This window comes from Polyangium mundeleinium, assembly GCF_028369105.1.
GTDB classification, from domain to species: Bacteria; Myxococcota_A; Polyangia; order Polyangiales; family Polyangiaceae; genus Polyangium; species Polyangium mundeleinium.
Genome location: NZ_JAQNDO010000001.1, coordinates 13222015 through 13235919, shown reverse-complemented (window position 1 = coordinate 13235919; position 13905 = coordinate 13222015). Strand labels below are relative to the sequence as shown.

Here is a 13905-nt window from a genome sequence, read left to right as displayed (position 1 = left end):
CGCCGACGAGCAACCCCGCGCCTGCAACGACGGCCGCAGCGACGCCCGAGCCCGCGCAGACAGCCGAAGCCAAGCCACCCGAGGCCCCGAAGCCGCCGCCGAGCCCGTGTCCCGAGGGCATGGCGTTCGTCAAGGGCGGGTCCTACAAGATGGGCTTCTTGAAGAACGAGGCGAAGATCGCCGATTTCTGCTTCGACAAGACGGAGGCCACGGCGAAGGACTACGAGGCGTGCGTCACGTCGAAGAAATGCAACGACGCGTTCGCGACCTGCGCGCCCGAGGCGACGTACAAAAAGGTGGGCAAGGAAGACCATCCGATGGTCTGCGTCGATTTCCAGCAGGCAATCGACTATTGCACGGCGCAAGGAAAACGCCTGCCCTCCGACGAGGAGTGGGAGTGGGCGGCGCGCGGCGGCGAGGAGGGGCGCGTCTATCCCTGGGGCAACGAGGCGCCGAAGGATCAGCTCTGCTGGTCCGGCGGGAAAGAGGGCCTCTTGAAAGGCACGTGTCCGGTCGCGGCGCATCCCGCCGGCGCGAGCAAGGACGGTCTGCTCGGAATGGCGGGCAACGTCTTCGAATGGACGACGAGCGTGCAGGACGCGAAGACGAAGGACCGCGTGGGCCGCGGCGCGAGCTGGCGCGACGGCATTCCGAACATGTTCCGCGCGGAGCGGCCAGGCCGGTTCCAGGTGACCTATCGGTGTGGATTCTTGGGCATTCGCTGCGCGACGGCCCCCACGGCGACGTCCGGCAAATAGGAGCGGCCATGGGGGGGCCTCCTGTTCGTCCTGCCGCCCGCGCGTGCCGTGAAGACAAACGATTGAGCTACCAGCGGCCCTGCTGCACGCGGCCGATCATCTCGTAGGGGTAGCCGGGCTCGAATGCGCTGGCCTCGTCGAGGCGCTTCATCTCCTCGGCCGAGAGGGAGAGCTCCGCGCTCGCGAGACACGCGTCGAGCTGTTCGAGGGTGCGCGCGCCGAAAATCGAGCTCGTGACCGCGGGCTTCTGCAGGAGCCACGCGAGCGAGACGGCGGCCTTCGTGGAATTGCGCTCCTTGGCGACGGCGGTGACCGCGTCGAGGATCCGCCAGTTGCGCGGGGTATCGAAGCCGGCGAGCTGGTTCTTCCACTTGTCGAGCCGCGCGCCCTCGGGCGGGGGCTGGTTTTTCTGGTACTTGCCGGTGAGGAACCCGCCTGCGAGCGGCGACCACGGCAAGATACCGAGACCGAATTTCTTGCAGAGCGGCACGTGCTCGCGCTCGAGCTCACGCGAGACGAGGCTGTATTGCATCTGGAGCGAGACGAACGAGCTCATGTGCGAGGTACGGCTCGTCCACAAGCTGTCGGTGAGCCGGTACGCCGCGTAATTGCTGGCCCCGATGTAGAGGACTTTGCCTTGACGCACGAGGTCGTCGAGCGCGCGGAGCGTCTCCTCCTCGGGCGTGTCGTTGTCCTGCATGTGGATCTGGTACAGGTCGATTCGATCGGTGCGCAGGCGCCGAAGGCTATCCTCGACGCAGCGCACGATGCGATAACGCGAGGCGCCCGTGCCGTTTGGACCGTCGCCCATGCGAAAGCGGAATTTCGTGGCGAGGACCGTGCGCTCGCGGTGCTTGCCCTGCGCGAGCCAGCTCCCGACGACACGCTCGGAGAGGCCGTCCTGCCCGTAGACATCGGCCGTGTCGATGAAATTCACGCCGCGATCGAGCGCGCGGCTCAGGATCGCGTGCGCCGTGAGCTCGTCACAGCCCACCTTGTGCATGAACGATTTTTCGTCGGCCTCGCCGAACGTCATGGCGCCGAGGCAGAGGGTGGAGACCTTGACGCCGCTATTTCCGAGGGTGCGGTATTCCATGCGGTCCTCTCGCGTGGTTTATGGGCGTCCGAGTTTAGCGACGCGAGCGCCGCTGTCGACCCCGCGGGCCACGTGGTACCCTCGATTCATGGCCCAGCACCCCACGCTCAACGTCATGCGGATCCTGTGGATGGCGATGCTCGTCGCCACGACGATGTACGTCGGCCTCGCATTCTCGGGAGTGTTGAAGCCGCCGCCCGAGCCCGTGGTGCCCATGATGCCGTTCGTGTTCGGCCTGCTCGCCCTCGTGCTCACGATCGTGAGCTTCGCCCTGCCTCACCACCTGCCATTTTTCGCCGCAGGCGCAGCGCTGATCGCGATCCGCTTCCCCACGCAGCCGAAAATCCTCGCCGGGTTCGAAGCGGCGCGGGACGCGTCGTTCCCGTCCTCCCGTTCGTAAGCTCCCGGCCATTGACGCGCGGTCTCCGTGCGGCTTACCTGCCGGGCCCATGATGCGTCGATTCTCCCGTTCTCGGCTGCCCCTCGTCTCTCTCCTCGTCCCCCTCGTGCTCGCCTCGGGCTGCTCGGCGGGCGGCAATCCAACATCGAGCGCAAGCGGCGGCGACGGCGGCACCGGCGGTGAGGGAGGCTGGGGCGGGCCTGGAGGATCGGGCGGCACTGCCGGAATGGGAGGCACTGGCGGCATCGGGGGCACCGGCGGCGTCGGGGGAATGGGCGGCGCGGGCGGCACCGGCGGAATGGGCGGCACCGGCGGCGGCGCGGGCGGCACCGGCGGCACCGGCGGCGGTAGCGTGTGTACCCCTGGGGAGACCGATGCGTGTTATTCGGGCCCGCCGGGCACGCAAATCGTGGGCTTGTGCAAAGCGGGGCTCAAGACGTGCCTCGGCGACGGGAGCGGATATGGCCCGTGTATCGGCGAGGTCGTGCCCGTGCCCGAGTCGTGCCAGACGATGGGCGACGACGATTGCGACGGGCTCTCGAACGAGGATGGCTGCGCCTGCACGCCCGGCGCGACGGCGCCTTGTTACACGGGGCCGGGGGGCACGCTCGACAAAGGGGCGTGCAAGGCGGGGACGCAGATCTGCAATGCCGAGGGCACGGCGTACGGCGCTTGCGTCGGACAAGTTTTACCGGCGACCGAGACGTGCCTTTCTCCAGAGGACGAGGATTGCGACGGGCTCATCAACGAGAGCGGCCTCGGCTGCGTCTGCACCCCGGGTTCCACCACGGTTTGTTATACCGGCCCGGGCGGGACGCTGGGCACCGGGATCTGCAAGGCGGGCATGCAGACGTGTAATGCCGACGGGACGGCGTACGGGGCCTGCGTCGGGCAGGTCTTGCCCGGGATCGAGACATGCGCGACGCCGGAGGACGAGGATTGCGACGGGCTCGTCAACGAGAGCGGCGCGGGCTGCGTCTGCACCCCGGGCTCCACCACGGTTTGTTATACCGGACCGGGCGGCACGATGGGCGTCGGGATCTGCAAGGCGGGCATGCAGACGTGTAATGCGCAAGGCTCGGCGTACGGGCCTTGCACGGGCGAGGTGCTGCCCCAGGCCGAGAATTGCATGACGCCCGAGGACGAGAGCTGCACCGGGCCCGTGGGCGACATGTGCGCCACGACCGAGTGGATCCGCGCGTTCGGCAATACGCTCGATCAGGACATCATTGACGTCGCCACGGACGCGCAAGGCAACGTGATCGTCGTGGGGCAATTCGTCGGGATGATCGATCTCGGCGGTGGGCCGCTCAGTTCACCCAACGGGGTGCACGACATCCTCGTGGCCAAGTACGACGCGCAGGGCAATCACGTCTGGAGCCGTCGATTCGGCGCGAACGGCACCGACGGGGCGCGCGGCGTCGCCATCGACGGCGCGGGAAATATCGTGGTGACGGGGGTCTTCCAGTCGACGGTAGATTTCGGCGGTGGGCCGCACGTGAGCGTGAATGGAACGAGCGACGTGTTCGTGCTGAAGCTCGATCCGGCAGGCGCATTCGTGTGGAGCCGGGCGTACGGCGCCGCGGGCGGAGACGAGGGCTCGGCCGTGACCGTGGATCCGACGGGCAACGTGATCGTGGCGGGCCATTATCGCAACACGGTCGATTTCGGCGGCGGCGCGCTGACGGCGGCGGGGCTCGACGACCTATTCGTGCTGAAGCTCGATTCGGCGGGGGCGCACGTCTGGAGCAGGAGCTACGGCGACGTGAACAGCCAGGGGATGCGTGGCGTCGCCACGGACGCGAGCGGCGCCGTGTATTTCACGGGCTTCTTCGAAGGAACCGTCCATTTCGGGGGAGCAGACCTCATCAGCGCGGGCAATCAAGACGCGATGCTCGTCAAGCTCACGGCGGCGGGACAACATCAATGGAGCCGCCGCCTCGGCGGCATCGGCAATCAGGTCGGCAATGGCGTCACCGTGGACGGCGCAGGGAACGTGATCGTGACCGGCGCTGCCGCGGGCATGATCGATTGCGGCGGCGGAGACCTGACGAGCGCGGGCAGCAACGACATTTTCGTCGCGAAGTACGCCGGCACGGGCGTGTTCCAGTGGGCCAAAATCTTCGGGGACACCGGCGACCAGGTCGGCTTCGCCGTCGCGACGGACGCGCAAGCCAACGTCGTGCTCGCGGGCCGGATGACGGGCTCGGTGAACTTCGGCGGCGCCACGCCCATCGCGAGCCTGGGCGGCAACGACGCGTTCGTCGTGAAGCTCAACGCGCTGGGCGCGCACGTGTGGAGCCGCCGCGGCGGGGATACACTCGAACAATGGGGCCGCACCGTGGCCGTGGACGGGTCGGGCCACGTGCTCGTCGCGGGGCGCTTCCAGGGCACGATGGACCTCGGCGGCCCCGTGGCGAGCGCGGGCGCAACGACGCCTACGTCGCCAAGCTTTTGCCCTGACCGCAATCAGACCATGACGCCGAGGTGGGCCGCCACCTCGCCCACCGCCGTATACGCGGCTCCGACGGCATTCTCGAACGCGGGAAGACCGTCGGAGTCGTGGCAGGCGAAGCTGATCTTGCCGAGCGGCTCCTTGGACGAGAGGCGCGCCGCGCCGAAGACGAAGCCTTTTTCAGCGGCGAGCATGGCGTGCCCCCAGCGATAGAGGTCGACGCCGGTGACGGTCGCGCGCACGCCGGGTACGACCTTTTCCAGGTCCGCGAGGATACGCTCCTCGTACTCCTCGAACGGCTTCGTTTGCAGCTCGACGCGCGCCGTGGGCCCAAAGAGAGGGCAATAACAGGAGAGCACGTTCGGCCGGTCGAGCGGCGCCGCGGCGGGGTCGGCGTGGCTCGTCCAGTCGGCCACGATGAAGTCCGTAAAGAAGAAATCGCCGTGGACCCAGTTGTCGAAGCCGAGGTTCGGCGGCGTCTTGTTCACGTACACGGCCGCGACGATGTAGGGCGTGTACCGATAGTCCTTCGCCTCGTCACGCCCCGCCGCGCCGAGCTCGGGCACGACGTGCTTGGCGATGTATCGGTTCGCCGCATAAATCGCGGTCTTGGCGCGGATCGTGGTGATCACGCCGTCGATCATGTAGGAGACGTGCACCTCGTCGTCCTCGTTCTTCACGCGGAGGACGAACGCGCCGGTCTTGATGCGATCGGCGCCGATCTTCTCGGCGAGCATGAGCGCGAGGTACGCGTTGCCGCCGGGCTGGGAGAGGACGGGGCCGAATTCCGAGCCGAGAAAGCCGATCGCCGCCCAGGCGGAGACCTTGTCGTGGGTCGTGCCGAGCGCGGAGCGGACGTACGGGTCAAAAAACTCACTGACCTCCGGGGCCCAGCCCTTCGAGGCGACGTATTCGGAGAGCGTGAGGTTGTCGAGGCCGCGGACCTCGGGATCCGTGGTGGAGTTGTCCGTCGGCGTATCGAATCCGAATTTCTGGTCCTGGCCCTCGTAGGCGTACCAGTCGATCATGTCCTGGCGGAAGGCCTCGAGGTCGGCGATGACATTCGGCGGATAAGGCAGGGCGGCCATGCCCTCCTCCCAGGCGTCCTCGTACCATTTGCCGTTGAACCAATCGCCGTTCGCCGGGCCCTTGATGATGTATTTCTCGTCGACGATGGGCCCCCCGTCCATGTCGTAGCCCGTGATGACGCCGAGGTCCTCGTACGTCTCGTTGAGGTTGTCGTTGTACGGAAAGACGGTGTATGCGGCGGCCTGGCCGTGGGTGCGCTCCGGATCGCCGCCCTTCTTGGCGACGCCGCCGACGGGATCCTCTTTTTCGAGGAGCAGGAGGTTCGTGACGCCGCTCTTCTGCAATTTGCGCGCTGCGACGAGGCCGCTGATACCACCGCCGATGATCACGCAATCGTAAGGGTCACCCGAGGCGGCCGGCAATTCGAACGCCTTGCCGTCGCGGACCTCGTGGCAGATCGTGAAGACGTCGCCCTTGTACTGCGGCCCCGGAGGCGGGGTGCCCGTTCCCCCTTCGTCGCTGCACCCGGTGCCGAGGCCGCCGAGGAGGATCCCGGAGGCGCCGACGAGCAGACCATTGAGAAAGTCGCGGCGGCGAATGCCAGGGGCCAGCGTCGCGAGGGGCTTCTGGTTCGGGGAATCACTCTTGAATTTCATGGGCACCTCCTAAGGATTCGAGAGGTGCTCAAGATACCCCTTCGGCCCGGAGCGCGTCTACGAGGCGCGCGTAATCTTCGGGGTCGTTGTAGATTTGCGCCGAGATCCTGAGGACGCGGCCCCGCGGGGGCGGAAAAGGGATGATGGGGACCTCGATTCCGTGGCGCGAAAAAAGCGCCTCCTGCAAAGGGTCGAGGAAAAGCGGGGGCGCAGGCGCGTCGCCCGCCGCCTCCGGAAGCCGGACGGTCGCGAGCGAGCCGATCATCGATGCGGGCGCGGGCGCGGGCGTGCCGAGGGCGTCGCACAAGCGTTCCCGCGCGGCCAGGGCCGTCCGCCGGTTGTGCTCGGCGAGCGCAGGCACGCCGCCAGGAAGGAGGGACGAAAGGAAACGAATCGCCTCGGGGAGGACGAGGTACGGCGTGGGGTCGTGCGTGCCGGTCCAGTCGAATTCGAGCCGGAAACGCGAGAGGTCCGTCCGAGGGCTGTTCGCGCCGTGGCTGATCGAGAGCGGCCGGATCTGCGCCTGTTTGTCAGGGCGTACGTGGAGGAACGCCGTTCCCTTGGGGGCACACATCCATTTGTGGCAATTGCCCGTGTAATAAGCGGCGCCGAGCGCGCGGAGGTCGAGCGGGACCATGCCGGGGGCGTGCGCGCCGTCGACGAGCGTATCGACGCCACGGCGGGCGAGCTCGGGGACGATACGTTCCACGGGGAAGACGAGGCCGGTCTGGCTCGTGACGTGGTCGACGAGGGCGAGGCGGGTGCGCGGCCCCGTGCAATCGAGGACGGCCCGGACGACGTCGTCGGGGGAATCGAGGGGGAAAGGAACGGTGGCGACGACGACGCGGGCGCCGGCGCGGGCGGCCGCGTGTTCGAGGGCATTGCGGCAGGCGTTGTATTCGTGATTCGTCGTGACGAGCTCGTCGCCGGGGCGGAGGTCGAGCGAGCGGAGCACCGTATTGACGCCGGCCGTCGCGTTGGGGACGAACGCGAGGTCCGCGGCGCCCGCGCCGACGAAGTCCGCGAGGGCCTCCAGGGCGGCATCGAGGAGCGGCTCGAGCTCGCGGACGAAAAAACGAACGGGCTCGCGCTCCATCTGCGCGCGCAATCGATCCTGCGCCTCGCGGACGCGAAGGGGGCAAGCGCCGAAGGAGCCGTGGTTGAGGAAGGTGATGGCGGGATCGAGATCCCAGAGTGGCCGGACGCGGGCGGCGTGGGACGGAGGGTATTCGTGGATGGCCATCGAGGTGCGGCGTATCAGCGACCGAGCGCGAACATGATCGCACCGAGGATGATGAGAGCGTACAGGCTGAGCAGCACGACGGTCATGACGCCGACGAACGCCCAGAACTCGCGCTGGCGCTCGATCGCGGTCGCGATGAAGTCGAGGCGCCCGTCGCTGGCGATGACCTGATTGATACCGTCGCGATATCGGAAGAGGCGCGTGCCAATGACGGCGTAGAGGATCGCGAGGATGAGGTACACAATGAAGGCGACGGCCCCGAATTCGCCGATCGCCCGCGACGTCGAGGTCGAGGTCATCGTGTAGAGGCCGAAGACCACGAGCCCGACGGCGCCGAGGAAGCTCAGCGTGCCGAACAGGGAGATCCAGGGCCGCGTCTTCTGGAGCGAAAAGACGATCGCGTCGATGGCCGGGTCGTGCGGCGGGTCGTCCTCGGACGCCTTCTTTTTCTTGGGCCGCTTCGTGGTCTTCGTCTCCTTGGGCGCTTCGTACGGGTTCAGCTCTTCGGCGTTCGACACGATCTTCTCCGCTCGGTTCACTTCGACAGGATCTCCTCGACCTCGCGCTGCCATTTCGCGCCGAGCTCGGGGTGAATCATACGCACGTAGGCCGCGTATCCGCGGAGCCATGCCGGAAAGTCGGGTTTGCCGCGGGCCTGCGAGGCCACGCCGTGGTGGCGGCAGTTGCTCAGGATGGCCTTGAAGCGCCGTCGCTCCTCGCGCGGGATGGACGGCTTCTGGTCGACGACGAGGCCCGTCACGCGCTGGCGATTGCCCTTGCGCATGATGCGGCGCTTCTTGACGTTCTCGGCGAAGCCCTCCTGCTGGAGGATCGCATTGACCCACCAGAGAAAACGCCCGAGGCGCGCGGGCGGGTCGCGGAAGGAGAACGTGAGGTCGTCGGCGTACCGGGTATACGTCGCGCCGGTCTTCCGGGCGAGGGCGTCGAGGCGCGCGTCGAGGCGACGGCAAACGAGGTTCGCGAGCGCCGGCGAGGTGGGCGCGCCCTGCGGCAATGCGCCCGGCCAAACCACGGTGCCGTCCGGCAGCTTGGCGCGGTGGGTCGTGAGGCCGGCGAGCGTGGTGGCGACCTGCTCGTCGTAATGGCGCAGGAAGAAGCCGAGGACGCGGCGGTAATGGACCGTGGGGAAGAAGTCCTCGATGTCGATACGCACGACGACGGCGGCGCCGACGTGGGGGCTCGCATTGGTGAGGGTGGAGCGCTCCTCGATGAAGCCATGGGCCGCGGGGTGGACGGGGAGCTTGGCGAGGATCTGGCGCAGGATGGCGCGCTGGACGCCCTTCAGGCGGACGCGGGGCGCGGAGATCTTCCGGAGGCCGCCGGTGCGCTTGGGAATCTCGAACTCGACGTATCCACTCCCCTTGCCAGTGCCGGGGCGCATGAGGGCGGGCAGGACGCCGGTCTTGACGCCGACGAGCTTGGCCACGTCGGCGCGGCTCTTGAGCGCGGGGACATCGAACGTCGGCGGGGTCCGGGTCGCGGCCGCGCCGCGGCGGAAGACATATTGGGACCGAAAGAGCCCGAAGATCCAGCCCGTGGGATTCCAGCCGCCGCGCGCGGTGGGGCTCGCGAACCGAGGCGCGGAGGCGCGTCGATCGGGCGGCGCGACATCGGCGAGGCCGAGCGTCTTGACGGCGGCGCGCGCGGCACCCGCGACGGTGTTGTCGGCGTCCTTGACCATGCGGCGGAGGTGCTGCGCGGCGTTTCCCCGGGCGAAGATGAGCGGGACGATGCGGACCCCCCGGAGCCGCTCGCGCGGATCCTCGCTGCGCAGGAGCTTGCCCACGGGCCCGACGAAGGCGCGCCCCGCGTAAAACCGCGCGACCTCGTACTCCGCGAGGTTCTGGTTTCGCTCGAGCAGCTCGGCGACGCGCTCGAAGTTCGCGTCGGGACCGGCGAGCAAAGGTTTGAGCTCGAGGAGGAGGCCGACAAGGCTCATGGCGGCGGATCCTACCAGGGATGGGGGGAGATTTTTAAGGGGGAATGGAGGGGGACGGGGCGAGGGGCGGCGTGGTCAGCGTTTGCGGCTTCGGGGTTGCGAGGCCCTGCGTGCAGGGGTCTTTCGGGCGGGCTTCGGCGCGGCGGGGGGTTCGGTGCCGAGGACCTCGGCGAGCGTGGAGGCGGTCAGGATCCGGTCCGTCATGCGGTCGAGCGCCTCGATCGAGGCCGTGTCGAGGGTTTCCAGGGCGGAGGCGGGGAGCTCGCCGAAGCGGAGCATGAGCTGCCGTGCGAGAACGTCGCGACGGCCTTCGCGCTTGCCCTCGCGCTTGCCCTCGCGCTTGCCCCGCTCGATCCCCTGTTCGATTCCCTGTTCGATCCCCCATTCGAACCCCTTCTGCTCGAGTCGCTCGCCGGCGTGGAAGATCTGATCGAACACGCTGTCGCCCACGACTTTCCGCACCGCCATGACCACCTCGTCCTCCTCGCGTTTGCCGACCTTTCGAAGATACATCATCACGGCCGCGATCGCAGCATCGCCGTTCGGCGCGCGCAGCACCTGCTGGAGTGCCTCTGCCCACCGGTCGAGCCCGGCGAAAAGCTCCTCCGGGCTGCGTGAATAACGGAGGAGGTACAGGACCAACCGGCCGAGCGTCGTCATCGCCCGGCGTGACAACTCCGCGTCGTCCACGTGGCTGATGTCGTCCAGCACGATCCCGAACCGGCACGTGTGCGAGCACCGCCGCGGTCGCCGCGTCGACATCGACGATCTCCTCAAACCGCCGCGCGGCCCGCCATCCGGTCTTGCGATCGACCGGAGATCGTGCGCGAGGCGACGAGCGCGTACGCGCGCAAGCGGCGCGCCGAGGCGCGGCGAACCAAGGAGAGCCCCGCGGAGACGGCGGGCGGCTGACCTGGACGCGGAAAGAAAAGGCTCCCGGAGACCGCGCCACTTGCTCGGCAGAGGCGTACACAAGACCTACAGCTGAAAGCTGTATCGCCCCGCAGGGCGGTCTCGTGACGCATCATTCTTTCATGGGGTACAGGTCGCAGCCGCGACGTGACATCGCGGGATGATAGCTGGCTGCTCGTGTCCCCGGGAGCCGTCCCCATGGGAACATATTTTCCCGGGCCAGGGAAGCTCTGAAAGAGCTGCTCACGGGAGGCACCGCCACCTGCTCGGCAGAGGCGTACGGGGACGAAAAGCCCTGCGGGGCGGTCCCCGTGACGCTTCATTCTCCATGGGGAGTCGTTCGCAGCCGCGACGTGACATCGCGGGGTGATAGCTGGCTGCTCGCGCCTCCCGTGAGCCAGGTGATGACATCACATCTTGGGCTCGGGCGGAAGGGCCTCGTCAGGGCGCGTGGTGTCTTCTTCGAGCAAGGCGCGCAGCCGGTCGCGCGGGCCGCCCGGCGCGCGGCGGACGAGGGCATCGAAGCGTCGCGTTTCGGCCCGAATGCGCTCGCCGTGGGCGCGGAGCGCGGGGAGCGCATCCTCGGGCAAGGTCGGGCGCGCGAGGACGGTGAGGTTTTCGAGGAGCTCGCGGTGGCTGCGCGGCGCCGTGAGCGTGGCGCTCACGCCGGGCTGGGTGAGCGAGTATCGGTAGCAATCGGGGGCGGTCGGGGGTTTTGTCTCCGGGGTGTCGTCACTGGGGGTTTGGGGCGCAGGACGCCGAAGGCGATCCGAAGCCCCAAGCGAAGAAGCAGGGCGGAGCAGGCGGCCATAGGAGGTGGCCGTGAATGTGAGGATGCCCGTGCCGCGGGCGAGGGCCTCGGGGAGGAGCTGGGCCTCGGCGCCGGGGTGGGCGGCGCTGTGGCGGGTCATCACGACGGGCCAGGGGTGCTTCTGGAGCGCGGAGACGGCCACGGCGCGGTCATGCGTGGAGAAGCCGAATGCGCGCAGCTTGCCTTCGTCGCGCAGGCGCGCGAGGGCGTCGTAATCGTCGTCGGCGAGGCGATCCGGGGAGCGGACCCAAAAAAGGAGGAAGACGTCGATCCAGTCGATACGCAAGCGCGCGAGCGTGCGCTCGACGTCGGCGCGGAGGGCGTCGGGGCCAGAATGGTAGGTGCCGGCGACGAGGACGAGGCGATCCCGTCCGGCCCGGCGTGACCGCAGGAAACGCGTGAGCTCGTGATAACGCGGCTCCCAGAAGAAGGCATTGACCCCGGCATCACGCGCATCGGCAAAACTCGACGCGACGAGGCCGTGCGCGCCCGAGACCACGAGCGGTGATACAAAAAGCCCGGTCGTCCCGAGGGGGCGGAGGAGAACGCCTTCGGGCCGCGCGGGCATTGGCGCGCGTTTGCGAGGCGGCTCCGCAGCGGGCGGGGGCGACGCCGGGCGGTGCTGGACGAGGGAGGGCTGCTTGGAAAATGCCTCGTCCGGGAGCACGAGCGTCAGGGCTTCGAGGTGCGCCTTCACGAGCGCCCCCTCGGCGCCGGGCGCGAGCGCCGCGACGAGCCGCGCGAGGGCCCGATCGTCGCCGTCGCGGAGCAGCCAGGTATAGGCCGAGGTGCGCACGGCCTCGTCGGGCTCGGGTTTTGATGGATCGAGGAGCCCGAGGAGCCGATCTTCCAGGTCGACGACCCCTTCGAGGGCGCTCGCGGCGGCGGCGCGGACCATCGGGGTGCGGTCCTGGGAGAGGCGGAGCAGGGCGCGGAGGGCTTCGGGGTGGAGCGGGTCGTCCGCGGGGGCGAAGAGGTCGGCGGCGCGGGCGCGGAGGAACGGGTCGGGCGCGAGCACAGAGGCGAGGGCCGCGGCGCGGACGTCGTCGGGCGCGAGGGTTTCCCGATGGCGGAACACGAGGGTCATCGCCTGGCGGCGGATCCACGGGTCGGTGTCGCTGACGGCGGCGGCGAGCGCGGCGTCCGGATCGAGGACAGCCACGCGAATCCAGGGGTCCTCGTCGGCGAGGGCGCGGGCGCATTCGGCGGGCGGGAGGTCGCCCGAGGCAGCACGGGCGGCGAGGGCGACGGCGCGGGTCGCGGGGTCCACGTCGGTCGCGGCGCGGGCGAGGAGGGGGTCGTCGCCGAGCAGGGCGGCGGCTTCGGCGACGGCGCGGCGTTCGCGCGCGGAGACGGCGCGGGGGGCGGACGCGAGGAGGGCCTCGGCCCACGCCGCAAGGATCCGCGGCGCTCCGGGGCGCCATTCCCAGCCGGCGAGCGCGGCCGCGCGGACCTCCTCGTCCGGATCGTCGAGCGCGCCGAGCACGATCGGGAGCGAGCGCTGATCCCGAAGCAACCCCGTCACCGCGGCCGCGCGCAGCTCCGGCGCGCCGCTCTTTGCCAGCGCGCGCACCCGCTCCAGATCCTCCGCGCTCCCCCGCACCGCGAGCACCTCCGCGGCCCAGGCGAGCGCGCCGGGGGACAGCGGATCCGCCGCGAGGACACGCCGCGCGAGCGGGAGATCCTCACCGCTGCCGAGCCGATCGAGCACGGCGCGCACCTCGGCGGCGGCGTGGGGAACACGGGGCTCGTCGAGCCATCGCAGGGCGAGGAGGAAGGCGTCGGGGTCGTTCCGTTCGCGCAGCCGGCGCCGCGCGAGGGCGCGCAAGGCCGCGTGGGGGTCGCCGAGCCAGGCGACGAGGGCGGCGGCGGGCACGACCGCGGGATCGACCTTCTCCAGGCGCGCGGTGACGACGGCGGGATCCTCGTCGGCGAGGCCTTCGGAGAGGAACACGGGCGGCGAAGCGGTCGCGGCGGGCGTCTCGGCGGCGCCGGCCCACGCAGCGCCGAGGTAATGCGCGGCGGAGGAGACGGTCCCGGTCGGATCGTTCGCGGCGGCTTGGGCGACGGCGTCCCGCACCTCGGAATCGTCCTCGCCGAGCACCACGAGCGCCTGCACGGCGGCGTGGCGGACGCGCCAAAAAGGGTCTGCGAGGGACGCGACGAGCAGCGGCAGCGCGTCCTTGCCTCCGGCCGCGGCTGCGGCGCGCACCGCGGATCGACGCACCCACCATACGGGCTCCTTGCGAATGGCGCGGGCCGCGTGGGGCAATACATCGGGGGATTCGAGCCTGGCGAGCGCGCGATAGGCGCGGTCGCGCACGGAGGGCATCGGGTCTTCGAGTGCCTCGACGAAGGCGGACGCAAAACGACGGCTGCGCACTTCGCCGAGCTTCTGCGCGGCTGCGGCGCGGACCTCGGCGTCCTCGTCGCCGAGCATGGCCTGGCGGAGGGCGAAGCGAGCGGGAAGCGGGCGCGGGTCGAGCGTCGAGGCGGCGTCGCACCGAACCGCGGCGTCCTCGTCGAGGAGGCGGACGAGCGCGGAGAGGTTTGCGAGGGAAGAGCGGTCCACGGGGGTCGCCTCC

Annotated in this window: 9 protein-coding genes and 1 pseudogene; 3 read left to right on the top strand and 7 right to left on the bottom strand. The window is 69.4% G+C overall.

Annotation, left to right across the window (positions count from 1 at the left end; genetic code table 11):
• Positions 1–758 (top strand): formylglycine-generating enzyme family protein (locus POL67_RS52450; protein WP_271930703.1); only part of this gene is annotated, 758 nt, incomplete at its 5' end.
• Positions 759–825: 67 nt separating this feature from the next.
• On the opposite strand, the gene POL67_RS52445 is transcribed toward POL67_RS52450, so the two are convergent.
• Positions 826–1854: an aldo/keto reductase gene (locus POL67_RS52445; RefSeq protein ID WP_271930701.1), complete on the bottom strand. Its 1029-nt coding sequence runs from the start codon at positions 1852–1854 to the stop codon at positions 826–828.
• An 88-nt stretch (positions 1855–1942) separates the two neighbouring features.
• On the opposite strand from POL67_RS52445, the gene POL67_RS52440 reads away from it, so the two are divergent.
• Entirely contained in the window at positions 1943–2254 is a 312-nt protein-coding gene (locus POL67_RS52440; RefSeq protein ID WP_271930699.1) for a hypothetical protein, read from the top strand.
• 49 nt (positions 2255–2303) lie between these two features.
• Positions 2304–4253: pseudogene (locus POL67_RS52435) on the top strand (SBBP repeat-containing protein); the annotation flags it as partial.
• A gap of 470 nt (positions 4254–4723) precedes the next feature.
• Here the strand turns inward: POL67_RS52435 and POL67_RS52430 are convergent.
• The 6 genes from POL67_RS52430 to POL67_RS52405 all read right to left on the bottom strand — a co-directional run bounded on the left by POL67_RS52430 (position 4724) and on the right by POL67_RS52405 (position 13892).
• Positions 4724–6394, bottom strand: a complete 1671-nt coding sequence (locus tag POL67_RS52430) for an FAD-dependent oxidoreductase (RefSeq protein ID WP_308789589.1) — start codon at positions 6392–6394, stop codon at positions 4724–4726.
• 28 nt (positions 6395–6422) lie between these two features.
• Positions 6423–7637 carry an aminotransferase class V-fold PLP-dependent enzyme gene (locus POL67_RS52425; protein WP_271930695.1) on the bottom strand — a complete coding sequence of 405 codons (1215 nt, stop codon included), beginning with the start codon at positions 7635–7637 and terminating at the stop codon, positions 6423–6425.
• A 14-nt stretch (positions 7638–7651) separates the two neighbouring features.
• On the bottom strand, positions 7652–8176 hold the full coding sequence (locus tag POL67_RS52420) for a hypothetical protein (RefSeq protein ID WP_271930692.1): 525 nt from the start codon (positions 8174–8176) through the stop codon (positions 7652–7654).
• A complete protein-coding gene (locus POL67_RS52415; RefSeq protein WP_271930688.1) occupies positions 8173–9597 on the bottom strand; it encodes a reverse transcriptase family protein in 1425 nt (474 codons plus the stop codon). Before POL67_RS52415 ends, POL67_RS52420 begins: the two co-directional genes overlap by 4 nt.
• A 75-nt stretch (positions 9598–9672) precedes the next feature.
• On the bottom strand, positions 9673–10359 hold the full coding sequence (locus POL67_RS52410; protein WP_271930685.1) for a DUF4351 domain-containing protein: 687 nt from the start codon (positions 10357–10359) through the stop codon (positions 9673–9675).
• Positions 10360–10919: 560 nt separating this feature from the next.
• Complete coding sequence (locus POL67_RS52405) at positions 10920–13892, bottom strand: aldo/keto reductase (protein ID WP_271930684.1); 2973 nt, start codon at positions 13890–13892, stop codon at positions 10920–10922.
• Positions 13893–13905 lie beyond the last annotated feature (13 nt).

Excerpts from the sequence above, each read along its gene's own strand:
- POL67_RS52410 (WP_271930685.1), bottom strand. The coding sequence starts at position 10,359 with ATGTCGACGCGGCGACCGCGGCGGTGCTCGCACACGTGCCGGTTCGGG.
- POL67_RS52445 (WP_271930701.1), bottom strand. The coding sequence starts at position 1,854 with ATGGAATACCGCACCCTCGGAAATAGCGGCGTCAAGGTCTCCACCCTC.
- POL67_RS52425 (WP_271930695.1), bottom strand. The coding sequence starts at position 7,637 with ATGGCCATCCACGAATACCCTCCGTCCCACGCCGCCCGCGTCCGGCCA.
- POL67_RS52430 (WP_308789589.1), bottom strand. The coding sequence starts at position 6,394 with ATGAAATTCAAGAGTGATTCCCCGAACCAGAAGCCCCTCGCGACGCTG.
- POL67_RS52440 (WP_271930699.1), top strand. The coding sequence starts at position 1,943 with ATGGCCCAGCACCCCACGCTCAACGTCATGCGGATCCTGTGGATGGCG.
- POL67_RS52415 (WP_271930688.1), bottom strand. The coding sequence starts at position 9,597 with ATGAGCCTTGTCGGCCTCCTCCTCGAGCTCAAACCTTTGCTCGCCGGT.